The organism is Bacillus sp. 1780r2a1 (genome assembly GCA_024134725.1).
Taxonomy (GTDB): Bacteria; Bacillota; Bacilli; order Bacillales; family Bacillaceae_H; genus Priestia; species Priestia aryabhattai_A.
Window position 1 is genome coordinate 1,611,486 of record CP099863.1, and the last position, 25,895, is coordinate 1,637,380.

Genomic DNA, 25,895 nt, shown 5'->3' on the forward strand with positions numbered 1-25,895 from the left:
ACGTGAAAAAAAGAAAATCATTTACACTAGCAGTGCTTACATGTGCAGCTTTACTTGCTACAAGTGCATGCAGTGACAACGAAAAAGCTAGTACAAGTGCAACAAATAAAAATGAAATTACCTATGCAACATCCAAGGACATTAACGATATGAATCCACACCTTTATCCAGGTGCAATGTCAGCACAAGGAATGGTGTATGAATCACTTGTAGAAAATACGGAAGAAGGAATTAAACCGCTTCTTGCAGAATCTTGGGAGGTTTCAAAAGACGGTAAAACCTACACATTCAAGCTTAGAGAGGGTGTAAAGTTCCATGATGGAGCACCGTTTAATGCAGAAGCAGTTAAGAAAAATATTGATGCGGTGCAGCAAAATGCAGAAACACACTCATGGATTAAGCTATCTACTAAAATCGTAAGCTGTAACGTGGTAGATGACTATACGATTGAACTTGTTTTATCAGAGCCATATTATCCGACATTAGTTGAATTATCTATGACGCGACCTTATGTTTTTATCTCACCGAATGATTTTAAAAATGATGGAACAAAAGATGGTGTAGATGGTTATCATGGAACGGGTCCATATGTTCTAAAAAAGCATAAGGTGGACAACTACGCAACATTTGAAAGAAACGAAAGTTACTGGAATGGAAAGCCAGAAGTTAAGACAATTACTGCTAAAGTCCTTCCCCAAGGAGACACGACGTTTTTAGCATTGCAAAAAGGTGAAGTGAACTTTGTCTTTACGGATGACCGGGGTGCAGACAGCATTGATGTAAAAGCAATGCAACAGCTTGTTGATTCAGGTGATTATCAGCTCGTTAGAAGTCAACAAATGAATACAAAAATGGTTGTAGCCAACAGCAGTAAATCAACTAGTCCAGTAAGTGAAACAGCAGTTCGTGAAGCAATTTGGTATGCGATTGACCGTAAAACAATTAGCGAAACCATTTTTGAGGGTACAGAAACTCCAGCCAATACTTTGTTTTCTAAAAATGTTAATTATGCAGATGTAGATCTTAAGAAGCGTGGCTACGATGTGAAAAAAGCTAAAGCACTTTTAAGTGAAGCAGGCTGGAAAGAAGATAAACAAACCGGTATTCGCACAAAAGATAACCAGCTGCTTTCAATGACGCTTTATTATGACAGCAACTCTGCGTCTCAAAAAACGCAGGCTGAGTTTATTCAAAATGCACTTAAAGAAATTGGAGTAGAAATTAAGTTGACGGGAGAAGAGTCAACGTCAATAGCAAACCGAAGAGCAGCAGGAGACTATGACTTACTATTTAACCAAACGTGGGGATTAGCTTATGACCCTCAAAGTACTATTGCTGCGTTTACTTCAGATGCCTCTTATTTGCATACAACAAAGGGAATTGTTCACGCCGATGAGCTATACAAAAAAATTGAACAAGTAATGACGTCAACTACTGAAGATGAGCGGAAGAAGCTATATGCTGATATTTTAACGATTGTGCATGATGAAGCGGTGTTTATTCCAATTACAAACGGAAACGTAACCGTAGTAGCTCCAGAAAATTTAAAAGGAATTTCGTTTAAACAAACTCAGTATGAACTACCGTTTGAACAGATGAAGTTTGAAAAGTAAAAAGGGGAGATTTCCCCCTTTTTTAGTGGTTGAAAATAAAGAAAGGAAGATAAAGCATGGGTGTATATGTTGTAAAAAGGCTGCTGTTAATGATTCCGCTGCTGTTTATTATTTCGTTTCTAACATTTGTACTAATCAATTTATCTCCCGAAGATCCTGCTAAATTAGTTTTGCAAGCGCAAGATGTTCCAGTGATTACTGATGAGCTTATCGCTCAAACAAGGCAAGAGCTAGGGCTTAATAATCCTTTTATCATTCAATACTTAAACTGGCTCGCTTCGTGTCTTCAATTGGATTTCGGAAATTCTTATGTTAAGGATGAAACTGTTTGGGTGCTCTTAGGGCCGGCTTTTTTTAATACGTTAAAATTAACGCTCGTTTCATCAGTAGTCATTATTAGTTCTTCCATCATTTTGGGCATTGTCTGTGCATTAACAGAAGGCAGATTACTGGATCGTTTTATTAGAGGGACATTCTTTTTCTTATCAGCACTTCCAGCATATCTAATCGGCATAGTAATGGTTTGGTATTTTTCCGTTACGCTTGATTTGCTTCCAACAAGCGGACTTGAATCGTACAAAAGTTATATTTTGCCTGTTTCGGTAATTGCCTTTACTCATATCGGACTATACTTTCGCACTGTGCGTAGCGCTATGCTCGCAAACCTAAACGAAGATTATGTTTTGTACGCTAGAGCTTCGGGGTTATCTGAGAAAAAAATCATAGCCGCTGTCTTAAAAAATTCTCTTCAAGTATCCATCTCGATTTTTTGTATGTCCATTCCGCTTATCTTAGGTGGGACGGTTGTTATTGAAAATGTGTTTGCATGGCCAGGGCTAGGTAGTTTAAGCATCAAGTCCATTTTAAGCAGGGACTTTCCTGTTATTCAAGCATACGTACTCATTATCGCGGTGGCTTTTGTTGTGTTTAATACAATCTCAGACATTGTTAACACAGCGTTAAACCCGAAGCTAAGGATTGGTGAATAGGATGCAACTATTAAAAGGCTTGGCAAAAGATAAGCTCGGACTCGCTTCACTTGTGATTATCGTCCTAACGTTGATTGTGGGGGTTTTTGCACCGGTCGTAGCGCCAAATGATCCCGTTAAAGTGAATATGGCTTTACGATATGCTGCACCTTCACTTGAATATTGGCTAGGTAATGATCACTTAGGGAGGTGCGTATTGTCCAGGCTTATTTACGGTATTCGTCCTAGCATTATCTATGTGTTAATCGCGCTATCATTATCGGTTGTACTGGGGGGACTACTAGGATTCATTGCGGGATACTTTAAAGGTGTTATCGACTCTATTATTATGCGAGTCTGTGATGCTATGCTTTCTTTTCCTGTGTACGTCATTACGCTTGCTGTTGTAGGTATTCTCGGGGTTGGCTTAGAAAATATTTTAATTGCGTTTATTTTAATGAAGTGGGCTTGGTTTGCACGCGTAATCCGAGTTTCCGTGATGCAGTATAGTGATTTGGAATATGTAAAATTTGCGCGAGCGTCCGGATTCAATCATTTCACCATTATTTACCGTCATATGCTTCCAGTCACCTTTGCCGATATTGCGGTCATATCAAGTAGTTCAATTAGCTCTACCATTTTGCAAATTTCAGGTCTTTCGTTTCTTGGATTAGGCATTCAAGCACCAAATCCAGAATGGGGTATGATGCTGAATGAAGCTAGAGATGTCATTTTCACAAAACCAGAACTATTACTGCCTCCGAGTCTAGCAATTATTACAGTGGTTCTAGCTTTTAACTTCTTAGCAGATGCGCTTCAAGTTGCGTTAAACCCGAAGCTTGCGAACTCAAAAGCTAGAATGCAAAAGGAAGCGCACATCGTAACATCACCGTTACATGAAAAGGAGGTTGCGAAATAACACCATGAGTCTATTAATAGTAGAAACGCTGCAAGTAATTGATAATCAGACAAATACGTCCATCATTCATAATAGTTCATTTCAAGTCGATAAAGGCGAATGCTTAGCTCTAGTCGGAGAGAGCGGTAGTGGCAAGTCAATGACATGTAAGTCGATCATGCGTTTGCATAAGAAAGGAATTAGCCAATCTGGTCGCGTGTTATTAAAGGGAGAAGATTTATTTCAGCTTTCTGAAAAACAAATGAGAAGTAAAAGAGGGAAAGAGCTTTGCATGGTCATGCAAAATGGCATGAGTGCTTTCAATCCTTCTAATCCTGTTGGAATGCATTTGATGGCTACCCTCAAGCAGCATACGGATTGGAGCTACCAGCACCTGGAGAGTAAGCTTATCGATGGAATGAAGCGTGTGCGTCTACAAAGTCCAATGGATGTCATGAACAAATATCCACATGAACTTTCAGGAGGAATGCTTCAGCGATTGATGATTGTCCTAGCGTTACTGCTAGAACCAGATGTCTTAATTGCTGACGAGCCAACGACTGCATTAGATACTATTTCTCAGTTTGATGTAATCGAGCAGTTAATCAATTTACGAGAAAATATTGGGTCAGCCATGATTTTTATTTCACATGATCTAGGAATTGTAAAGAAATTGGCAGATCAGGTACTTGTAATGAAGGATGGGGAAATCGTAGAAAGAGGGGCAACACAAAATGTTTTTTTACAGCCTCAACATCCATATACGGAATATCTTATCTCAACAAAGCGTACGCTTAGTGAACATTTTCAGAAAATGGTAGGGGGGGCTGTCGATGCTTAACGTATGCGAAGTTGAAAAATCATATACATCTGGAGGGCTCTTGTCCAAAGAGAAAAAGCAAATCATTAAAAAAGTTAGTTTTAAATGCGTGGCAGGAGAGTGCCTAGGTATTATTGGTGAGAGCGGTAGCGGTAAGTCAACGCTAGGACGTTTAATTCTTGGCATTGAACGCCCGGATAAAGGAGAGGTTTTACTCGATGGTATAAGTACCAGGAACGTACAAGCACGCGTGGGGAAAATGAGCGCTGTGTTTCAAAATTATACGTCTTCCTTGAATCCTTTTTTTACGGTTAAAAAAGCCATTCAGGAGGCTCTTCAAATCGTAAAAGTACCCAAAAAAAATCAAGAAAAAGAAATAGAAAAATTACTACATCAAGTAGGGCTTCCTGCGTTTTATAAACATAAGTATCCACACGAATTGTCAGGTGGAGAAGCACAAAGAGTTTGTATTGCAAGAGCCATTGCAACAAAACCCAAATACCTCTTACTCGATGAAGCCGTCAGCTCATTAGACATATCTGTTCAGCTTCAAATTTTAATCTTATTAAGGGAATTAAGAAGCGCTTATGACATGAGCTATATCTTTATTACGCATGATTTGCAGGCTGCAACGTACCTTTGCGACCGGATTATGATTTTTAAAGAAGGACAAGTCGAAGAGGTAGTGTCAGTGAGCAATTTAAAAAACGTGAAGTCATCATATGCTAAGGCGTTGTTGAACAAAACCATTAGCTTATAGGAGGGGAAAACAGTGAAAGGAGCACTATCTTGGCCCTTTTTACGTTTATACGCATTAGTGCTTCTCTATTTTAATGCTAATGCCATACTAAACGTGGTTATTCCGTTAAAAGGAGACAGCTTAGGAGCAACAAATACAACAATTGGTATCATCATGGGTGCTTACTTGTTTACGACAATGTTTTTTAGACCATGGGCAGGCTATATTATTCACAAATTTGGTCCTGTTAAAGTGCTACGCGTTATTTTGCTGATTAATGCCGCAGCGCTAATTTTATATACCTTTACAGGTTTAGGCGGTTATTTTACCGCTCGTATCCTTCAAGGCGTTTGTACGGCTTTCTTCTCCATGTCACTGCAAATCGCCATTATCGATGCACTTCCTGAAGAAAATCGTTCACAAGGGATTTCTCTTTACTCTTTATGCTCGTATATTCCCGGGATTATTGGGCCTCTGTTAGCTATTGGTATTTGGCAGGCAGATAATGCGAGCTATTTTACGATTTTGATGGTTGCTCTTGCGATTTTGACAGGAATAGTAGGGTATGGTTCCACAATGAATACGCATAACGAAGTGAAAAAATCACCTCCTCCTCTTGGAATGAAAGAGTCGTTCAGTCAGCTTTTTAAAAATCCTTACTTATTTAAATGTAGCGTAATCATGCTCGTATCCTCTATGGTGTTTGGAGCAGTTACAACCTTCATTCCTCTTTATGCAGAGCAGTTGGAAAATAGTCACGCCGGCATGTATTTAATGATTCAAGCAGCTACTGTTGTTGCAGCGCGCTTCACGCTAATGAAAAAAATCCCTTCAGACGGCAAGTGGCACTCTCTCTATATGGCAGGTACACTATTAATGCTGGCACTAGCAGCTCAGTCAATTAGCTTTGCTGTTGTTGGAGGAGCTTTTTTCTTTTATGCTGCAGCCATTTTAATGGGAATAGCTCAAGCAATTATTTATCCTACATTAACGACATATTTAAGTTTTGTATTGCCAGCTACTAATCGTAACGTTCTTCTTGGATTATTCATCGCTACAGCAGATTTAGGCGTTTCATTGGGCAGTGTAGTTATGGGACCGGTTGCAGATGCTTTATCCTATTCGGTCATGTACGCGGTTTGTGCAGGTTTAGGTGCTTTGATGATTCTCTTTTCTTATGACAAGCGTAAACAATTTGTTAATTGAATATGCTTATTCCGTAGAGTGTGATATGTTATACATACTGATTTGGTAGGTTTTTACCATCTTTCTCAGCAAAGGTGTATAAAATGACGAATCTTTTCAATACTGTTACAGATATGTAAAATTGATCGAATTACTTTCTTTTTAGAAGTAGTTTCGATACAATGCCCTCAAGATGTTTTCTAAACGAAAGCAATTTTTTGAAAAGACGAAAGGAGCTCTATTAACCATGAAGAAATTGAAATACCCTTTCATCGTTGGACTACTTTCCGTAGCGCTTGCAGCATGTGGATCAAATGATGCTAGCGACAGTGCGGATAAAAAAGAAGATTCGAAAACAGCTCAAACGGAAGAACAGCAGCAACAAACAAAAGAACAAGAAAAGCAAATGAAAGAAATGCAGGAGAAATTAGAAAAGCAGCAGGTAGATGAAAAGAAAACTGTAGCGCTTGTAAATGACGAAAAGATTTTAGGGTCTGAATACAATCAAGTGCTTCAAACATCTCAAATGCAAATGCAGCAAATGGGACAAGACCCAACAACAAAAGATGCTGCTAAGCAGGTTAAAGATCAAACAATCGATAGCTTAGTGGGACAAACGCTGCTCATTCAAGATGCAACGGAAAAAGGTTATAAAGCATCAGAAGAAGAAATTAATAAGCAAATTGAAGATGCTAAAAAGCAGTATGATTCAGAAAAAGAATTTAACAATGTATTAAAACAAGCAGGTCTCAATATGGATCAATTAAAAGAGCAGCTCGGTGAAAGTATTCAGTATAATAAGTATGTAGAAAAAGAAATTAAAGCTGATGAAGTAACGGATGAAGAAGTGAAAGAGTACTACGACCAATATGCGAAGCAAGCAGAAAGTGCAGGATCAGATCAACAGCAGCAGCTGCCAAAATATGAAGAAGTAAAAGATCAAATTAAAGGTCAACTTGAACAACAGAAGAAACAAGAAAAAGTAGGCGAGCAAGTTGAAAAGCTGAAAAAAGAAGCGAAAGTTGATGTGAAAATCTAACTTTTACTTAATCAAAAACGACCCGTATACATACGGGTCGTTTTTGATTAATTGGAAAAAGAGGTAAAAAACACGTTATAATAAAAAGAACCTTAAAATAGGAGTAGATAAAAGCGATGAGAAAACAGGTTCTTGCATTCATAGGATTAATAAGCTTTATTATGGTTTTAATAGGATGCTCAAGTCAACAAAGCGAAGATAACAAAGGGTACGTAATCCAAGGTCGCATCATGGAAGTGAAAGAGAATGAAATTTTAGTTGCGAACGTCATTCCTAGGGACGTAGCGCTTAATTATACGACAAGCGAAGTATTAGGTGATGATACCATTCAACCGATTTACTTAAAGGTACCGGATTCATCCGTTACCTACAAAAAAGGTCAACTGGTCAAAGCGTGGTTAAAGAAAGGTGAAAGTGTCAAGTACACAGTTCCAGCAAAAGGGAATGCCGAAGAAATCCAAGTGATTAAAGAAGGTAATTAACAACCAGGCAAAGTGGAAAGTATGTAATCCACTTTGCCTGGTTGTTTTCTGAGAGCAGAAAACGGGAGTGAAGGTGCCAAAAAGTGGATTGACATGAAAAGAAATCATCACTATAATAGTTTTAGTTCATATAATTTGTATACAAATTATTTTTGTGGAAAACAATATGATATTTGTTTAAAGGAAAGGAAGGAATGAAATGAGTAAGTCAAAGCTATGGACGAAGGATTTTGTAGCCGTCTCGATGACGAGCTTTTTTATTTTTGTTGTTTTTTATATGATGACGGTTACGCTTCCTTTATATGCTACAGACATTTTACAAGCAGATAAAGGAAGTTTAGGACTTATTGTTACAGTGTTTTTAATTTCAGCCATTATTTTTCGCCCGCTCTCCGGTAAATGGATGATTACCTTTGGTCAGAAAAGAATTTTAGTCATTGGAGCGGTGCTTTTTTTAATTGGTTCAGTTTTATATAGTCAAGTCAATTCACTTTCAAGTTTGCTGCTGCTTCGCGTACTGCACGGAGTTGGATTTGGAATGGCAACAACAGCTACTGGGGGGATTGTAGCAAACGTTATTCCTGATGATCGTCGTGGAGAAGGAATGGGGTACTTTGCTACATTTATGAACCTCGCGATGGTAATCGGACCGTTTATGGGATTAACACTAGTCGAAACAGCTGGACATTCAGCTGTTTTTACAGTAGCAATTGTAGCCTCAGTGTTGGGGTTACTGTGTAGCTTGGTGCTAAAAGTTCCAACGCTAAAAGTGGTGAAAAGCTCTACAGAGGTGAAGGTTTCTCTCCTAGCAAGCCTATTTGAATTCAAAGCACTTCCCATTGCATTAGCTGGATTTGTACTTTCATTTGCGTACGCAAGCATTATTTCGTTTGTGTCTGTCTTTGCTAAAGAGATGAACTTTACAAGCGTAGCAAGCTATTTCTTTGTGGTGTACGCAGTTTGTTTATTATTATCTCGTCCTTTTACAGGAAAATGGTTTGACCGCTACGGTGAGAACTTCGTTGTGTACCCAGCAATTCTACTGTTTACAATCGGCGTGTTCCTTATCAGCCAAGCGTCTTCAGGAACGACTTTCTTACTTGCTGGTGGTTTAATTGGAATTGGATTTGGAACGTTAACATCAAGCTTACAGTCTATTGCCATAAAGGTATCTCCACCGCATCGTCGTGGAGTTGCCACAGCGACGTTCTTTGTTTTGTTTGATTCAGGACTGGGAGTTGGCTCCTCTGTCTTAGCAATTGTCTCTGGTTCAATTGGTTATCAAGGAATGTATATTGTATGTGCTGTGATTGGTATAGTGGCACTTGTAGCTTATTACGCACTACATGGCCGTTATTCAAAAGTTGCCTCTAGGGTAGCGTTGGAAAAACAAGTAGTAAATAAATAAAAAATAGTGAAAAAGCTTAGAAAAGCACGGTGAAGAAATTGTTCGCTGTGCTTTTCTTTCGTTTCTTTACCTTTATAAAATTATATATAGCACATCGACGCGTAATAAATAGTGTTCAAACTATTTACTTTGAGATAAAATGATTTACAAATATAAAGATAACTTTTATAATGAAATTAACTTACAAAAAGTAACTAAATGAAATGTAAAGCATCCAAATTGGAAGGATGACATTAATTAGTTTAAAATAAGAATGTAATGTGATTGTCAGGAGGAACGAATATGTTAAATGAAAAAGTGATAGATGCACTAAAAGATAAAGTAAACGTGATTAATAATCAAGATCATTATATATACGTTGTAGGTCCAATTCGTTTACCAGTTAATTTAGAAGGAGAAACAAAAATCTTTCAATGGTATTCTTGGTTACGTTCCGACGATGTGGAACAAGGAGAACTTAGCTTAGAAGAGCTGGTTGAACAGATGAATTCTGCTAACTTGGCCGATTTACAGCAGTCTAGCGTACTTGTATACGGAGATTTTAAAGAAGCGGACCAGGCATTAATTCGCATGCACAGTATTTGTCATACAGGTGATATTTTCGGCAGCAAGCGCTGTGACTGTGGATTCCAGCTGAAACAATCCATGAAGATGATTACGGAAAACGGAGCTGGTGCCTTATTTTATTTAGCAAATCATGAAGGAAGAGGGATCGGCTTATTTAGTAAAGCAATGGCTTACGTGCTTCAAGAAAACGGATTTGATACGGTTGAAGCGAACGAAGAGTTAGGTTTTGCTGATGATACTCGTCAGTATAAAGAAGCAATCAGCGTGCTAAAGCAGATTCGTAGAAAGCCGGTTATTTTAATTACAAATAACCCGAAAAAGCTTATAGCATTAGAAGAAAACGGTGCTTCGTTATCAGGACGCATTCCACTTTGGGGAGACGTATCAGAGTTTAATGAAAAATACCTTCAAACAAAAGTGCAGCGCTCGGGTCATTTAGGTGAGGAGGTACTGGTTTGAGTAGTCATGAATTTTACATGAACATTGCAATACAAAATGCAAAAGCTACAAAAGGGCAAACGGACCCAAATCCACTTGTTGGATGTGTGATTGTAAACGATAATCGTATTGTGGGAATTGGTACGCATTTAAAAGCAGGGGGTCCTCACGCTGAAATTCATGCGCTAAATATGGCTGGTGAGTTAGCCAAGGGAAGCACGGCATACGTTACGTTAGAACCGTGTTCGCATCATGGTCGCACCGGTCCTTGTGCAGAAGCGCTTGTTCGAGCAGAAGTTTCAAAAGTCGTCATTGCTACGCTTGACCCAAATCCACTTGTGGCAGGACGAGGAGTAAGTATCTTAAAGAATGCAGGCATTGAAGTTGAAGTAGGAATATGTGAAGAAGCATCCCGTCAAATGAACGAGGTGTTTAATCACTTCATTACGATAAAAAAACCATTTGTTATTTTAAAATCTGCCATTACCCTAGATGGAAAGATCGCAACGGCGTCTTCTCACAGTAAATGGATTACGTCAGAAGACGCTAGAAGAGATGTTCATCAGCTTCGTCACGAAACAGGTTCAATTCTTGTGGGTGTTCAAACAGTGATTGAAGATAACCCTTCCCTCACAACACGCCTTGAAGGCGGCCGCAATCCAGTTCGTATTGTGTTGGATTCAAAACTAAGAACACCAATCGAAGCAAAAGTCGTAACGGATAAAGAAGCACCAACTTGGATTTTTACAACGAGTAACCATGATGGTGAAAAAAGAAAACAGCTTGAAGAACAAGGAGTAAAAGTTTTTGTTACAAGCGGTGAAAAACATGTGAACTTATCTGAAATGCTTGAAATAGTGGGTGAACATTCGGTTTCTTCCCTTTTAATCGAAGGAGGAGGACAGGTGAATGCATCGTTTATTGAACAAAAGCTAATCAATAAACTTGAACTTTACATTGCGCCTAAAATTGTAGGTGGTAAAGAAGCCCCAACTTTTGTAGAAGGCAAAGGCATTGAGAAAATGTCAGATGCATTAGAGTTTACAAACGTTACGGTAATCCAATTAGGGAAAGATTATAAATTTAGTGCGTATCCAATTTATGAATAAAAAGTAACTTCTAAAAAACTGCATTCGATCTGTTAGGTGTATTCTAACAGATCGAGATGCAGTTTTTTTCTATACTCTATTTAATAAAAATTAGGATTAAATTTTTCGGAATTTTAGAAACTAATTTTGTTTTTTACCGTTTTTTTAACATAAGGACCTAGAACCGGTTTAAAAAGCGGATTTTGAGTCTTTACATAAAGGAATTTGTTTAAGGGAAAGAGAAACAAATACTATTGGTTGAAAATCTATATAAGGGTGAGGAATGAGATGAGAGAGTATAGAATTGGGCGTGTCATGAGAGAGCTTCGAAAAATGGCGGAGCTAACGCAACAAGAGTTAGCAAGAGATATTTGTACCCAAGCACAGATTAGCAAAATTGAAAATGGTGAAGAATATCCTTCTAGCATTACGCTGTATAAGCTATCAAAGCGACTAGGCGTAGATGTAAACTATTTTTTTGATACAGTTGAGTCTCCCCGACTAGACTATGTGGATGCAGTTAAATCACTTATTCGTCAATATATTCGTCAAAGGGACTATGAGGCGATTGATCATATTATAAAGAAGGAAAAAGAAAGTCCACTGTTTCAAACAACGCTAAATAAGCAGTTTTTAACATGGCATGAAGGGATTTGTACGTATTACTTGCATAAGCAAAAAGAGAAAGCATTTAGCCTTTTATATGAAGCAATTGACTATACCAAGCAGTCGAAGACGTTTTACAAAGAAAAAGAAATAGAGATCTTAAACAGCGTAGCTATCATTTATCATGAAGAAAAAGAATATGAAAATGCAGAAGAATTATATAGACAAGCGTTAAAACATATAACGGCACTACCACAAATTCGTCAAGAAATGCTAAAGGTTCGTATTTTATACGGATTATCAAAAACATTAGCTGATATGAAACAATACGAAGAGTCGATTACCTACAGCAGTAGAGGGATTGACCTTTGTATAAGCAATGAGTCTATGTATTTGTTTGGTGAACTTCACTACCAAACTGGTGAAAACTTAATTAAGCTTGGGAGAGTTAAGCAGGGAAAAGAATACTTAGAGAAATCCGTTCATATCTTCCAGTTACAAAGGAATGAAAAGTTCACAGAGTTAGTGAAAAGTGAAATCAATGAACTTTTTGTATAAAAATAAAAATATTCCTATTATTATAATTATCGAGAAAATAAAGCGAATTAGAAGAATAAGGCCGCTTAAACAGGTATATTCGCCCATATCAGCGAATTCACGAAAAAAAATCTTATGCTACACTAACATTAATCACAATAAGGGGAGGAAATATCTATGAAAAAATTATTAGTAGGATTAACATTAGCACTTACACTGGTGGCAGGCGTAGCATCAGTTGGTGCAGTCACTCAAGAAAACCAAGTAGCAACTTTAGGTTTACCGAACCAACATTGATCATAGCGATTTTCTTAATATCACAATAATAAGTCCGCTGTAGAGCTTTTTTCAGTAGACCCCCTCTATGAAATAAAAATATAAGTTAAGCCCAACCTATTCTTGGTTGGGCTTTTTTTGTAATTAAGGAGAGGTTTATCACAAGTTAAATAGCTAAAAATAGCCAAAAAGCCATGACAATAATCATGGCTAGTTTGGTTATTTCATTTTACGCACAATCACAAATTCACTCTCGTTTAACATCAAATCATTTGATACGTGCTCATTTGTCCATAAATCAAGGCCGTCAGCAAATGAAGTTGGAAGACTAACATTTAATGAACGATTTGTTGGATTAATAATAATGAGTAACTCTTCATCATCAAGCGTTTTGCGATAGCTTACAAGAGATTCATTCATAGCTTGGAACGCGAACTCTCCCTTGGAGAAAGCTGGGCTTTGTTTACGAAGCGAAATAAGTTTTTGAACAAAATGAAATACATCAAGATCCTGTTTATTTGTATCCCATTCCATACACTTACGACATAAAGGATCATCTCCACCTGTCATGCCAATTTCGTCACCGTAATAAATACAAGGTGTTCCGATAAAGGAAAGTTGGAACAAATAAAGCAACTTTAAGCGATTTGTATCCTCTTCACATATAGTTAAAATTCGTGCTGTGTCATGGCTACCTAACAGGTTAAAAGCAACCTCGTTTACGTGCTGGGGATAAGATTGCAACACGTGAACGAGCTCGTTTTGGAACTGCTCTACGGTAGTTTCTTTTTTTGCGAAAAAATCAATTGCTGCGTTTGTAAAGCGGTAGTTCATTACAGCATCAAATTGATCTCCCTGCAGCCAAGGCATTGCATCATGCCAAATTTCACCTAGGATATATGCGTCCGGTTTAATTGCTTTTACTCGGTTGCGGAACAATCGCCAAAAATGATGATCTACTTCATTCGCTACATCTAATCTCCATCCGTCAATATCAAATTCTCGGATCCAATATTCCGCTACTTCTAGTAAATAATTTTGCACATCTTTATTTTCTGTATTTAACTTTGGCATGGCAGGCTCAAAGGCAAACGTACGATAAGATAGCTGGTTTCCTGGATTAAGGGGGAATTCGGCAATATGAAACCAATCCTTGTATTTCGAGCTTTCACCGTATTTTATAACATCTTGAAACGGTTCAAAATAGTAGCCGCTATGATTGAAGACGGCGTCAAGCATGATTTTAATACCGCGTTTGTGACATTCGTCTACAAGTCGCTTAAATGTCTCTTTATCTCCAAACTGTGGGTCAATTTCAAAATAATCAATTGTATCGTATTTATGGTTGGTCATTGCTTTAAAAATAGGCGTAAAATAAATGCCGTTAATTCCTAGTTCAGTAAGGTGATCGAGATGGTTAATGACCCCTTCAAAATCGCCACCAAAGAAGCTGCTTTGAGTAGGTGCTTCTCCCCATGACAAGACGTTCTTTGGGTTTAATTCTGGATTTCCATTCCCAAAACGCTCAGGGAAAATCTGATACCAAACTGTGTCTTTTACCCATGAAGGAGAGGAAAAGACATCTATTTGATTTAAGAATGGAAAGGCAAAATAGTAGTGACAGTGGGTAGGAACATCTTCAAAAAATCCTCTTTCCGTATACGTTAAAGCTTCTTTTCCATCGTTGCAAATAAACCCATATCGTAAGCGAGCATGTGGGGGGCGAATGGTAGCCTGCCAATAATCGAACAAGTCATCCGAACCTACAAGTTTCATAGAGCTTGTTGAATAAATCCATTGACCATTTTCCCATATGTAAGGGTCCCCATGAATAAGAGTCACATCTTGTAAATCTCCTTTTTGCGCTTGCAATCGGATATGTAGAGTTTCTTCATCGTATGCGTACGCAAAATTATTTTTCGGGCGATGATAAATAGAAGAACGAAGCATTAAAAACATCCTTTCAATTTCAATTTATTAATTTGTTTAATTAATATTAATAACAACTTTATATTATGAGCAATTTTAGAATGTGTCAATAGAGATGAAAGGGTATTCAATTTAAAATATCATAAAAAAAGATGGTGTAAGTGCTTGCAAGAATGAAAAAACCGAATTATAATGATGAACCATAAACTTATTAATTAAAACAATTAATTAATTGTTGGGTAGGGGGTTTTATAATGAAGATAAAGAAAATAATTGCAGCTCTCTCTATTTTGACGCTTGTCAGTGCCTGTGGCATTGAAGAAAAGAGAGACGCTGAATGGAAAAAGCAAGATGAGCAAAAGCCTAAAAAGCTAGTGATATGGGAAGAAAAAGGAAAAGGAATAGCGTTGCAGCCAGCTATTAAAAGTTTTGAGGAAAAGTATGGTATTAAAGTGGAGTACAAGGAATTGGAGATGTCCAACGAAATTAAAGAGAAAATTCGATTGGACGGTCCGGCTGGAACGGGCCCTGATGTGTTAACTTTACCTCATGATCAAATCGGTCAGCTAGCACTAGAAGGTGTCATTGCACCGGTGAACGTGGATTCATCAATCGTATCGACATTTACAGACCAGTCCATCCAGGCAGAATCTTATGACGGGAAACTTTACGGACTACCAAAAGCTATTGAAACACCTATTTTTCTATACAACAAAGATCTAATGAAGCAAGCGCCTAAAACGATGAATGAGCTTTACGAAATTTCAAAATCTGATCAAAAAGCAGGACGATATGGCTTCTTAGCTCCATGGGATAATTTTTACTTTGCCAATGCTGTATTGAGTGGTATGGGAAGCTATGTGTTTAAAGAGGAGAAGACATCGCTAGATTCAACTGATATTGGACTACATAGTGACGGGGCGATAGAAGGAGTCAGCTACATCTCAAAATGGTACAACGAAAACTTGTTTCCAAAAGGTATTATTGGTGAAAATGGTGGCTCTACATTAGAAGCTCTTTTTTCAGAAGGGAAAGTGGCCTCAGTCATGAGCGGCCCATGGTCTTTTGAAAGCTTTAAAAGTGCGGGAATTGATGTTGGCGCTACAACCTTACCACTCTTGCCTAACAACAAGCCAATGAAAACATTTATTGGAGTAAAAGGGTGGCATGTAAATAGCTTTTCGCCTTATCAAAAATGGGCTACAAAGCTAATTGAACATTTAACAAATGCTGAAAATGCGAAGGTTCGATACGAAACAGTAGAGGAAATTCCACCTGTTAAAAGCTTAGTTAATGATCCTTCTATTCGAAAAAACGAAAAAGCCAAAGCTATTATTGATCAAGCTGCAGTAGGAGAGCCAATGCCAAACATTCCGGAAATGAGTGAAGTTTGGGGGCCAATGGTGACAGCGCTTCAGCTTGTTGCAAACGGAAAGGAAGAGCCGAAAACAGCTTTAGACGACGCAGTTAAAACAATCAAAGATCAGATAGAAGCGAACCACGGAAGCTAACTTGAAGGGAGTAAAAAAGAAATGAAAATTGCATCTAATGAGCAAACTATGATGACGTCGCATCGGAAAGTAGCGCTGGGATTGTCAATTATTCCAGGACTAGGTCAGCTTTACAATCGTCAATTCTTTAAAGGCATGTTTTTTCTACTATTAAGTAGTGCATTCATCATTACGTTTAAAGACCTGGTGAATGAAGGGCTTTGGGGGATTGTTACGTTAGGTACGAAGCCGTTTCGAGATCATTCTATTTTTCTATTAGTTCAAGGGATTATTGCCCTTTTGTTGCTGATAGGGGGAGCATGCATTTATGCGTTTAATTTATACGATGCATATCAAAATGGTAAGAAAAAAGATGAGGGCAGAACCGTTCATTCTTTAAAGGAGCAGTATCATAACTTAGTAGACAATGGCTTTCCATATCTCATGATTTCTCCAGGATTTTTCTTGCTAATTCTGGTTGTTATATTTCCAATTATTTTTATGGTGCTATTAGCATTTACAAACTATAACCTTTATAATTCTCCACCCGCTAGGTTAGTAGAGTGGAATGGATTTAATAATTTTATTGATTTATTTAAGATGGATATTTGGCGCAATACATTTATTTCTGTATTCTCATGGACGGTTGTTTGGACGTTTTTTGCAACTATTGGGCAGATAGCTGTGGGGATGGTTCTTGCCATAGCGGTAAATCAAAAAGACATTAAATTTAAACGGGTGTTTCGAACCATTTTTATCTTGCCTTGGGCCGTTCCAGCGTTTATTTCAATCCTTATTTTTAGCGGGATGTTTAATGAAACATTTGGTGCAATCAACAATGATATTTTAGCGTTTTTTGGTATAAATCCAATTCCGTGGCTTACAGAGCCGCTTTGGACGAAAGTAGCGTTAATCTTTATTCAATGGTGGGTTGGCTTTCCATTCGTATTTGCTATGATTACAGGTGTTCTTCAATCTATTCCTGAAGAGTTGTATGAGGCAGCAACAATTGACGGGGCATCCTTATGGCAAAAGTTTCGTCATATTACCCTTCCAATTATTTTGTTTACAACTGCTCCAATTATGATTACGCAGTTTACAAGTAACTTTAATAACTTTAATGTTATTTATTTATTTAACGGGGGTGGACCGGCAGTTGCAGGACAAACAGCCGGTAGCAGTGATATTTTAATTTCATGGATTTATGAGCTAACTTTATCATCTGCTCAGTATGGAAAAGCAGCCGCTATTACAATGGTTTTATCTTTAATTGTTATTAGTGTCGCACTATGGCAGTTTAGACGTACAAAATCGTTCCAAGAGGAGGACATGATGTAACATGAACAAAAGAAACTTCGTTCGTAAATTGATTACTTATAGTGGATTAGTGATGGCGAGTGCAATTGTTATTTATCCAATTTTATGGATTATCGGATCTTCTTTAAACCCAGGAAGTAGCTTGTCAAGTTCATCCATGTTCCCAAAAAACCCTACGTTAACCCATTATAAAGATTTATTTACCGGTGAAGGTACCTATTACTTACAGTGGTACTGGAATACGCTCAAAATCAGCGTCATCACTATGCTCTTAGCAGTTACGCTCGTTGGAGTGATGGCGTATTCATTTTCGCGTTATCAATTTGTGGGACGCAAAAATAGCCTAATGTTATTTTTAATTTTGCAGATGGTTCCACAGTTTTCTGCCCTGATTGCAATTTATGTATTAGCATATTTAAGCGGCGTATTAGATACGCATTTAGCCTTAATTTTAATTTATGTTGGCGGACTGTTACCGATGAACACGTGGTTAGCTAAGGGATATTTCGATACGATTCCAAAAGAGTTAGACGAATCTGCTCGTATTGATGGAGCAGGACATTTTCGGATTTTTTACCAAATTATTTTACCGCTAGCAAAACCAATTTTGGCTGTTGTTGCATTGTTTAGCTTTATTACACCCTTTACAGATTTTATTTTGGCGACAGTTATTCTCCGATCAGAAGAGAAGTATACCCTGGCTGTTGGATTGTATCGAATGATTAGTGGACAGTTTGGAAACTCTTTTACACAATTTGCTGCTGGTGCCGTTTTAATTGCTTTGCCAATAGCCATTCTCTTTTTAGCTCTACAAAAATACTTTGTATCTGGCTTAACGGCTGGAGGTACAAAGGGATAACCTATTATTTTAATGCGTGCATGGTATAATAAAAGATACAAGTAAATACGAAGATGTAATAGGAGATAGAGAAATATGGTATTAAAAGGTCAAAATACAGCGCGTACAAAACAGCTAAATCAGTCATTAGTACTAAGAGTTTTGCTGCAAAACGGACCGATGTCGAGACAAAAAATTGCTGAGATTACACAGCTAACACCAGCAACAATTACTTATATTACAGCTGAATTGATTCAGGAAGGCTTTATCGTTGAGCGCGGAGATGTTCAAGAAGGAACAAAGCGAGTAGGTCGAAAATCAATCGCATTAGATTTACAAGGCAATGCTTATTGGACAGTTGGAGTCCACATTAGCATGGAGACAATTCGAGTGGGATTAGTAAACTTAAAAGGTGAGACACGAAGTGTTCAAAGGATTCCTGTTCCAGTAGATTTTAACCAGGAGCAGTATTTAGAGTTTGTGGCAGGCACAATTAGTCGGTATATTAATATGCAGGAAGTAGACGTATCGAGCATTGGAATCGGTTCATTGGGAGCAGTTGATTTGAAAGAAGGAAAGCTCTTAGGAAACGATATAATCGGCTGGCCTGATGTGCCCATTGTGCAGTATTTAAAGCAGAAGTTAAAGCTCCCTATTTATTTTGATAATAATGTAAGTGCACTAGCTTTAGCAGAAAAGATGTTTGGACATGGAAAGCAAGTTGCTGATTTTATGTGTCTATACCTTGGGTATCGTATCGGTGCAAGTTTAGTGTTGAAAAGTGAGTTATACCGTAGTGGGTTAACAGGAGCAGGTGAGTTCGGCCATATGACATACTTGCCAGATGGAAAACCATGCTGGTGCGGAAGCAATGGCTGCCTTAATCAATATGCATCAGAACAGGCTATCGTAGAAGAGCTTCAAGCTCGAGATATTCAAGAAGTGCTACAGAGAGTAGCAAACCAAGAGGGAAAAGCTAGACGAGTTGTTGAAAAAGCAGCGGAACGAATTGCGGTGGTTCTTGCCTCATTTGTAAATATGGTTCATGTTAAAAAGATTGTTGTGTCAGGACCGTTAACTCTTGCGGGAATTGAGCTTACCTCCATTATCAAACAGGAAGTGAATGAGCGATCTTTTTTAGCTAGAAAAGAAGAAGTAGAAGTTATTTCATCAAACTTGGGAGAGCATGTTGAGATTATTGGCGCAGGAAGTTTAGCTTTATGGTATAGCGTCTATCAAAAGCAATTGTAAAGGGTGTGAAAAGCGCTCTTTTCTTTTAAATATATTATTTAATTTAATGAATTAATTTAAAAGGGTGAATTAGTTTGAGCAAACATTCAATTGTTGAAATTTTAAATTTTAAATCTAGTTATTTGCAGAACGAACGTAATTTGTATGTTTATTTACCACCTAGTTATGAACAAGCACAAGATACCAAGTATCCTGTGCTCTATATGCACGATGGTCAAAATATTTTTCATCCAGCTTTTAACGGCCAATCCTGGAACATTCATCATGTTGTAAATAAACTTATTGAACAAGGAGAAATGCAAGAGATTATTATTGTTGGAATTGAAAATATGAAAGAAGAGCGGGCGAATGAATATAGCTTTCATACACTTGATGAAGATAGCTTGCAAGTCCCTCCAGCTCTTGCTTGCATTCAACCGAAAGGAGAGCTTTACGAAAGATTTATTGTTAATGAAGTGAAGCCTTTTATTGATGAGCAGTTCCGCACCAAAAAGGAAGCGAAGTATACGGCGCTAATGGGTTCTTCTAGAGGTGGAGCTATCACGTACCATATTGGATTAAAGAGACCGGACGTGTTTAGCATGCTTGCCATTTTGTCTCCATACTTTTATTATGTTGATCCTCATACACTTCAAGAATTCAGTCAAGTGAATATTCCTGTTCAAAAGGTAAATCACAAAAAGATATGGGTTGATGTTGGTGAATACGAAGGAGTTCTAATTCGCGTTGAGCACGTAAAAGATATAGCAAATAAGCTATTAACGTGTGGATATCAGTATGGTGAAGAAGTAGCTTACTATCAAGACGATACAGCAGCTCATACAGAAGCAGATTGGGAAGCGAGAGTTCATATGCCACTTCTATACTTCTTTGGGAAAGAAACGAAACTAGCTGCTGTGGAATTAAAAGGGCGATCTATCTTTGGTTTAAACGAAAAAGCAGCTTCTCTAAATGCGGTGAAAACATATAGCAATGGTGTTAAAGTAACTGAGCTTCAAGGTGAATATCAGGTTGCAGATAAACGGGTTGTTTCAATTGCCAAAGACGGAACGGTTATTCCTAAGTCTGTGGGCAAGACTGTTGTTCAGTTTCAGAGCGAAGGAATAAAAACTTCAAAAGAAATTGAAATTGTAGATTACGTATCTGATAGAGTGCCAGTTTCCATGCAGGTTAAAAGCATAGATGCACTACCAGATGTATTAAGAATTTACGCTGATTTACCTCTTAAGAGGGTCGATTCTTACCATTTTTATAATCAGTTTATTCTCCCTATTGATACTGGATTAGGCTTTCGCTTTTACCTTGACAATGGAAAAGGAGAAGTTAAAGAATCAGGTGCTCCAGTTTATCATCGTATAATGATTACACATCCAATTCATAAGAAATTCACAGTGGAAAAATGGTTATAAAAAGCAAGGGTCCTCTGCGACTCTTGCTTTTTATATGCATTATTTAATTTGTTTTGCTATTTTGATCTTTATTACGTTTGTTTCCTTTTGAGTTATCTCCACTTGCAATCTCTTCGCCCATTTCAACCATTTGATGCTGAGTTTTCGGGTTGCTTTGATTTGCACTACCCTTATTGTTTTTCTTTGTCATAATCATCATTCTCCTTTTAAAAAGTTGGTAATGAATCTAAGTTGTTTGTTTCATCCCGGTCTGGAACGCTGCGAATATATGTATCGCCATCTTTTCCAATAAACGTTGTAACGTGTTCGATTTCACCTGCTGTTACGCGTTTCATTGCTTCATCGTAGCTTAATACTTGACCAGTCTGTGTTTTAAATTCGGTTAAGTTTCCCTTATCATTTTTACGAACCGCAATAAATCGATCCATGCTTTTCACCCTCTTAGTTATGATTATGAAGAAACCTACACAGTTTTAGCATGGCTAACATAAAGACTTTTATTCGTTTTAAAAGGTAAAGAAGCTTTCATCACGAATAACATAACAATGAAATATTTATAGTAGGAGGTACATAGATGACAACATTTAACTGGCATAAAGAAGCGCATTCACAGTGGAATGAAAAGGTTTCGTTTTGGAATCAAAAGAGTGAAAATATGTGGAAAAGCGGCAGTAGAAAAGGAGTTATCCCTTTAGTTCAACAGCACATTAAGAAAGATGGTATCGTCATAGATATTGGGTGTGGTGACGGATACGGAACGAGGCTGTTAGCAGAAGCGGGGTACAAAGCATTTGGAGTTGATTTATCAACAGAGATGGTTGAAAAGGCCAAAGAATTACATCAGGATGTTGCTACGTTTGAAGCAGCAGATGTGATGGATCTACCTTTTGATGATAATGTAGCAGATGGTGTAGTCCTCATTAATGTACTTGAATGGACAGAACGGCCATTAGAAGCATTAAATGAGATTAAACGAATAGTGAAACCACAAGGACACGCATGTGTAGGTATCTTAGGGCCGACAGCACAACCAAGAACAAATAGCTACCGACGCTTATACGGAGAGAACGTCATCTGTAACACCATGATGCCGTGGGAGTTTGAACAGCTTGCCTCTGAAAATGGTTGGGAGGTTATAGGTGGTAAAGGTGTATATAAAAAAGGAGTTAATCAAGAAACAATTGTATCATTGTCCCCTAACCTGAAGCAGTCTTTAACCTTTTTGTGGTTATTTATATTGAAGAAAATGTAAAAAAGATAACATAAGACAAATGTAATTCAACATACCAATGAAGTAAGATTGTCAGATTAAAGAGGGATGAACGTGGAGCGAAAAAAACATGACATAACAAAGGAAAGTCGACCTCGTTTAATGCTTCCTGAAATAGGGCAAGTTGAAAAATGGTTTAAATTATCTCAAAAAGTGAACGTGACTCAATTTTGTACACAATCTGATGGGAAAAAGCGCGTATATAACAACAAGGATGCGGTAATCGATCACTCAACCTCTATGATTTTGGACCCTTGTTATGTGTCATACATTAATCTATTCGTTAATGGAGTTTTACAGCCTGCTACCTTATATGAAGTAAAAAGAGGCGTACTTATTTTAAAATCTGCAGACGTTCCAGCAAAGCATGTTCCCCTCATTCTACAATTTATTAAAATTGAACCTTAGGAAAGGTGTGAGGAACATATGCCAGCTGAATTAATTAAGCTTTTTATTACAGCTTCTAGCAACGTTACGGGGACAGTTGATACGACGACTACCACAGAGGTAAGTCCGGATTCTTTAAAATTTGTGGCAATTGTTACCGCAGGAATGGTAGTGGGGGGGACAACGACCATTCCCGCTACTTCCTTTTTAGACGATAATGGAGACCCCGTTGCAGCACTGCCTACACCGGCAGCAGATAATGTGTATAACGTTTATATCAACGGAGTACTCCAACAAGCCGGACTAAGCGTTATTACTCCTGCGCAGGTGACAATCAGTGCAGATGTACCGGTTGGTGTTCCTGTAGTATTAGAGCTTGATGATTTTGCAGATGTAACTTCAACGTCTACTTCTACTACGAACTTGGACGTTGATACAATCATTAATACGTAAGCATACTTCGTATATGCAAAAAAAGGGAGTAACCGATGTTACTCCCTTTTCTACGTGTGTGAACCTATATAAAAGGAAAGGAATCTCTGTATCTAATGTAAGGTGGTTTCTTTAAACTCATGAATGACACTTGTTATTAAGAGAATATCTTTGTAAATCTCGTCTCTGATGCTTGAACATGAACAATTGCGATAATCTGCCAGCAACCGATTTAACTCGTGGTGAAACAGAAATGCTTCTTTTTTTGTAATCATTTTAAAAACTCCCTAACGTTTCAGTAAAGACTCCTGAGGTATGATGAGGAGCTGATAAACAGCTATACTGTTTATCATTAACGGATTCATTTAACATCATTCTGTTAAAAGTCTCTTTATATAGTATTTACTCTGTATTTACATAAATTAAACCTCAAGTTGCAGTGTTTTTCTCTAGAAAATAGTGGGAATGGGTTTCTGTACGTGTCGCTATAAGCGAGCATAGCATAATTTAAATATAAGGAGGAGACAAGCGATATGAAAAAAATTTATCTTGATGCAGGACACGGTGGACAAGATTCAGGAGCTGTGTCAAATGGGCTTCTTGAAAAAAATTTAGTACTAAAACTGCAGCAATACATGATTCAATTTTTAAATAATCAATATGCAGGATTTACTATTCGCACTACGCGTACAACAGATGTTTTCTTGTCACTAAGCGAAAGAGCAAGTCGAGCAAACGCATGGGGAGCAGACGCATTTATGTCTATTCACGTGAACGCTGGAGGTGGAACAGGGTATGAAGATTATATTTATACAGGTCGAAGAGTTAGCTCTGTTTCATTACGAAATGCAGTACATGACGAAGTAAAGAAAATAATAAGTGGTTACAATCATCCAAATCGAGGGAGAAAAACAGCCTCTTATGCCGTGCTTCGCCGTACGAATATGCCAGCTGTTCTAACTGAAATTGCTTTTATTGATCGAGCTGCAGACGCGACTTTGCTTAAAAATGAATCGTTTTTACAGAATATAGCCTACGCCTATGCAAAAGGAATGGCAACTTTTTTAAATTTACCTACAAAATCAGGAGCTATACCTAAGCCAACTCCAACACCAGTTCCAATTCCGCCAAAAGCACCATCACAGCCTTCAGCTCCCCCGGCTTCAACTTCAGGAGATGTTGTTATTCGTACTATCCAACAAACATTAAACTCTCGCTATAAAACAGGTATTGCTGTAGACGGGGTTTATGGCCCTAATACAAAAGCAGCGCTTATTAAAGGTCTACAGTCTGAGCTGAACACGCAATTTAATGCGGGCTTAGCCGTAGATGGAATTTATGGAAGTAATACAAGAAATGCCGTTGTAAATGTCGTAGAAGGAGCTCGTGGAAATTTAACATGGATTGCACAAGCGGCTCTTTATATTTCTGGTCAGAATCCGGGCACTATTGATGGCATCTTTGGTATTAATACGTTAAATGCAGTCAAAGCATTCCAGCGCAGTAAAGGTCTTTCCTCAGATGGAATTATAGGTACGAATACGTGGCGTGCATTATTTTAAAGAAATAAGCGGACTCTATATAGAATCCGCTTTGTTTGTGATTAGGTGCGTTCATTTACACTTGTACAGAGTGCAAGGTTATGCAATTAAAAAGGAATCATCAACGCTACTGACATAATAATCTAATTGACTTTTTATTGCTGTAAATACTTAAGTTAAGGGTCCTATAAAAATAGAAAATTTAGTTTACTCACTGATTTTGGGGCTCATTTCTAGTTTTTTTGGCTTTTCAATAAACTTTTGAAAAGCATAATTCAAAAGAGCTAGCGAAAAAGAAATAATGAAAAGTATTGTAGAATTAAACTTTTTAAGTTGATAATGACCAATTTTTTGAAAAAGTGAATTTAAAGGATGAGAAAAAATAAGGTCTATTATTAAATTAACAAGTGAATATAACAAAAATCTACCATTTGTAAAATGAAACACCCACAGATTAATTGTAAAGAAAGGTCCAAATATAAAGGCTAATGCATCAAAAACCATGTACTTGATTCCACCTTCTACTTTCCACCACTTAAAAATAGTATTTAAAAGTGTTTGAACCAGTAGTATACATGAGCAAAATAATGTGACTGGCAAAAATCTTTTAAAAGATTTTTTAGGAAGAAAAAGAATAACAATTACCCATAATACAATGGCGTTAAAAATTCTAAAAAAACTTGCATTCAAAATAATCACCCTAATTTTTCTTCTAGTATGTGTTATTTAGTTGATTTCATTCTATATAGAGTGAAAAATAAAGACGATTACTTGACGAAATGGCAGAGTCTTAAGTGGGAATTAATGTGCATTTTAAGAAAGTTATGCAGTTATCTATTTTGTTTATCAAGAAGATAGCGGTACTTCATCATTTGAATTCACTTCAAAAGCTCATACATAACTTTGATAATCCAAACCAAAAAAGTTATCCAAATTAATACAATAAGAAAGCCAACAAACCAATTTTTAGGCCTTTTATTTTTCTTTAATTCTTCTGCTTGGAGTTGATAAGATTCAATTATATGAGAAGGTATTAGTTTTAATGCAAGAGAAATCCCGATAGGAACAATAATTAGGTCATCAAGATAACCCAATACGGGAATAAAGTCTGGAATTAAATTAACAGGACTAAATGCATATGCTACTACGCATATTGCAACAACTTTGGCGTAAAGTGGAACGCTCTTATCTTTATAAGATAGAAAAAGTACAAATAAATTTTGTTTCAATTTTTTGCATAGCTCTTTAATTTTATTATTACATTTTGTTTTTTCATTAATGTTTAAACCCTCCATTCAGCCCAATTATAAATTAAAATAAGTTGGCAGAGTAACTTATTGATGAATAATTGAAAAAAGCAGAATAAC

At 37.3% G+C, this 25,895-nt stretch carries 26 protein-coding genes; 21 read left to right on the forward strand and 5 right to left on the reverse strand.

Annotation, left to right across the window (positions count from 1 at the left end):
* Positions 1-2 precede the first annotated feature (2 nt).
* The 12 genes from nikA to NIZ91_08145 all read left to right on the forward strand — a co-directional run bounded on the left by nikA (position 3) and on the right by NIZ91_08145 (position 12,409).
* On the forward strand, positions 3-1,613 hold the full coding sequence (gene nikA / locus NIZ91_08090) for a nickel ABC transporter substrate-binding protein (protein ID USY56602.1): 1,611 nt from the start codon (positions 3-5) through the stop codon (positions 1,611-1,613).
* Between the two features lie 56 nt (positions 1,614-1,669).
* Positions 1,670-2,602 carry an ABC transporter permease gene (locus NIZ91_08095; protein ID USY56603.1) on the forward strand — a complete coding sequence of 311 codons (933 nt, stop codon included), beginning with the start codon at positions 1,670-1,672 and terminating at the stop codon, positions 2,600-2,602.
* Position 2,603: 1 nt separating this feature from the next.
* Complete coding sequence (locus NIZ91_08100) at positions 2,604-3,500, forward strand: ABC transporter permease subunit (protein USY56604.1); 897 nt, start codon at positions 2,604-2,606, stop codon at positions 3,498-3,500.
* A 4-nt stretch (positions 3,501-3,504) separates the two neighbouring features.
* Positions 3,505-4,320 carry an ABC transporter ATP-binding protein gene (locus tag NIZ91_08105; protein ID USY56605.1) on the forward strand — a complete coding sequence of 272 codons (816 nt, stop codon included), beginning with the start codon at positions 3,505-3,507 and terminating at the stop codon, positions 4,318-4,320.
* Positions 4,313-5,059 (forward strand): ABC transporter ATP-binding protein, encoded by a 747-nt coding sequence (locus tag NIZ91_08110; GenBank protein ID USY56606.1) that lies wholly within the window; start codon positions 4,313-4,315, stop codon positions 5,057-5,059. Before NIZ91_08105 ends, NIZ91_08110 begins: the two co-directional genes overlap by 8 nt.
* Positions 5,060-5,071: 12 nt before the next feature.
* A complete protein-coding gene (locus tag NIZ91_08115) occupies positions 5,072-6,244 on the forward strand; it encodes an MFS transporter (GenBank protein ID USY56607.1) in 1,173 nt (390 codons plus the stop codon).
* Between the two features lie 226 nt (positions 6,245-6,470).
* On the forward strand, positions 6,471-7,262 hold the full coding sequence (locus NIZ91_08120; protein USY56608.1) for a SurA N-terminal domain-containing protein: 792 nt from the start codon (positions 6,471-6,473) through the stop codon (positions 7,260-7,262).
* Positions 7,263-7,378: 116 nt separating this feature from the next.
* Complete coding sequence (locus tag NIZ91_08125) at positions 7,379-7,744, forward strand: YobA family protein (protein USY56609.1); 366 nt, start codon at positions 7,379-7,381, stop codon at positions 7,742-7,744.
* Positions 7,745-7,943: 199 nt separating this feature from the next.
* Positions 7,944-9,152: an MFS transporter gene (locus NIZ91_08130; protein USY56610.1), complete on the forward strand. Its 1,209-nt coding sequence runs from the start codon at positions 7,944-7,946 to the stop codon at positions 9,150-9,152.
* A gap of 282 nt (positions 9,153-9,434) precedes the next feature.
* Positions 9,435-10,178 (forward strand): GTP cyclohydrolase II, encoded by a 744-nt coding sequence (locus tag NIZ91_08135; GenBank protein ID USY56611.1) that lies wholly within the window; start codon positions 9,435-9,437, stop codon positions 10,176-10,178.
* The gene (ribD, locus tag NIZ91_08140; protein ID USY56612.1) at positions 10,175-11,266 is read left to right on the forward strand and encodes a bifunctional diaminohydroxyphosphoribosylaminopyrimidine deaminase/5-amino-6-(5-phosphoribosylamino)uracil reductase RibD; all 1,092 of its coding nucleotides are present in this window, start codon (positions 10,175-10,177) and stop codon (positions 11,264-11,266) included. Before NIZ91_08135 ends, ribD begins: the two co-directional genes overlap by 4 nt.
* A gap of 267 nt (positions 11,267-11,533) precedes the next feature.
* Positions 11,534-12,409 (forward strand): helix-turn-helix transcriptional regulator, encoded by an 876-nt coding sequence (locus NIZ91_08145; protein USY56613.1) that lies wholly within the window; start codon positions 11,534-11,536, stop codon positions 12,407-12,409.
* A gap of 474 nt (positions 12,410-12,883) precedes the next feature.
* Here NIZ91_08145 and NIZ91_08150 read toward each other — a convergent pair whose 3' ends face one another.
* A complete protein-coding gene (locus NIZ91_08150; GenBank protein USY56614.1) occupies positions 12,884-14,614 on the reverse strand; it encodes a glycoside hydrolase family 13 protein in 1,731 nt (576 codons plus the stop codon).
* 239 nt (positions 14,615-14,853) lie between these two features.
* Here NIZ91_08150 and NIZ91_08155 point away from each other — a divergent pair, with 239 nt between their 5' ends.
* From NIZ91_08155 to NIZ91_08175, 5 genes are all read left to right on the forward strand, one after another.
* Positions 14,854-16,104 carry an extracellular solute-binding protein gene (locus tag NIZ91_08155; protein USY57116.1) on the forward strand — a complete coding sequence of 417 codons (1,251 nt, stop codon included), beginning with the start codon at positions 14,854-14,856 and terminating at the stop codon, positions 16,102-16,104.
* Positions 16,105-16,125: 21 nt separating this feature from the next.
* Positions 16,126-17,421, forward strand: coding sequence for a sugar ABC transporter permease (locus NIZ91_08160; GenBank protein ID USY56615.1), 1,296 nt, complete (start codon positions 16,126-16,128; stop codon positions 17,419-17,421).
* A gap of 1 nt (position 17,422) precedes the next feature.
* Positions 17,423-18,259, forward strand: coding sequence for a sugar ABC transporter permease (locus tag NIZ91_08165; GenBank protein USY56616.1), 837 nt, complete (start codon positions 17,423-17,425; stop codon positions 18,257-18,259).
* Positions 18,260-18,334: 75 nt separating this feature from the next.
* On the forward strand, positions 18,335-19,489 hold the full coding sequence (locus tag NIZ91_08170) for an ROK family protein (protein USY56617.1): 1,155 nt from the start codon (positions 18,335-18,337) through the stop codon (positions 19,487-19,489).
* Positions 19,490-19,563: 74 nt separating this feature from the next.
* The gene (locus tag NIZ91_08175; GenBank protein ID USY56618.1) at positions 19,564-20,898 is read left to right on the forward strand and encodes an alpha/beta hydrolase-fold protein; all 1,335 of its coding nucleotides are present in this window, start codon (positions 19,564-19,566) and stop codon (positions 20,896-20,898) included.
* A gap of 43 nt (positions 20,899-20,941) precedes the next feature.
* On the opposite strand, the gene NIZ91_08180 is transcribed toward NIZ91_08175, so the two are convergent.
* A complete protein-coding gene (locus NIZ91_08180) occupies positions 20,942-21,088 on the reverse strand; it encodes a hypothetical protein (GenBank protein USY56619.1) in 147 nt (48 codons plus the stop codon).
* Positions 21,089-21,104: 16 nt separating this feature from the next.
* Positions 21,105-21,326, reverse strand: coding sequence for a DUF3892 domain-containing protein (locus NIZ91_08185; protein ID USY56620.1), 222 nt, complete (start codon positions 21,324-21,326; stop codon positions 21,105-21,107).
* Positions 21,327-21,472: 146 nt separating this feature from the next.
* Between NIZ91_08185 and NIZ91_08190 the strand changes: the two genes are divergently transcribed.
* The 4 genes from NIZ91_08190 to NIZ91_08205 all read left to right on the forward strand — a co-directional run bounded on the left by NIZ91_08190 (position 21,473) and on the right by NIZ91_08205 (position 24,549).
* On the forward strand, positions 21,473-22,150 hold the full coding sequence (locus NIZ91_08190) for a class I SAM-dependent methyltransferase (protein USY56621.1): 678 nt from the start codon (positions 21,473-21,475) through the stop codon (positions 22,148-22,150).
* Between the two features lie 72 nt (positions 22,151-22,222).
* Positions 22,223-22,576 carry a DUF4183 domain-containing protein gene (locus tag NIZ91_08195; GenBank protein USY56622.1) on the forward strand — a complete coding sequence of 118 codons (354 nt, stop codon included), beginning with the start codon at positions 22,223-22,225 and terminating at the stop codon, positions 22,574-22,576.
* A gap of 18 nt (positions 22,577-22,594) precedes the next feature.
* Complete coding sequence (locus NIZ91_08200; GenBank protein USY56623.1) at positions 22,595-23,008, forward strand: DUF4183 domain-containing protein; 414 nt, start codon at positions 22,595-22,597, stop codon at positions 23,006-23,008.
* A 512-nt stretch (positions 23,009-23,520) separates the two neighbouring features.
* The gene (locus tag NIZ91_08205) at positions 23,521-24,549 is read left to right on the forward strand and encodes an N-acetylmuramoyl-L-alanine amidase (protein ID USY56624.1); all 1,029 of its coding nucleotides are present in this window, start codon (positions 23,521-23,523) and stop codon (positions 24,547-24,549) included.
* A 186-nt stretch (positions 24,550-24,735) separates the two neighbouring features.
* Here NIZ91_08205 and NIZ91_08210 read toward each other — a convergent pair whose 3' ends face one another.
* Both NIZ91_08210 and NIZ91_08215 read right to left on the reverse strand, forming a co-directional pair.
* Complete coding sequence (locus NIZ91_08210; GenBank protein ID USY56625.1) at positions 24,736-25,218, reverse strand: hypothetical protein; 483 nt, start codon at positions 25,216-25,218, stop codon at positions 24,736-24,738.
* 188 nt (positions 25,219-25,406) lie between these two features.
* Entirely contained in the window at positions 25,407-25,823 is a 417-nt protein-coding gene (locus NIZ91_08215; GenBank protein ID USY56626.1) for a YkvA family protein, read from the reverse strand.
* Positions 25,824-25,895: the final 72 nt, after the last annotated feature.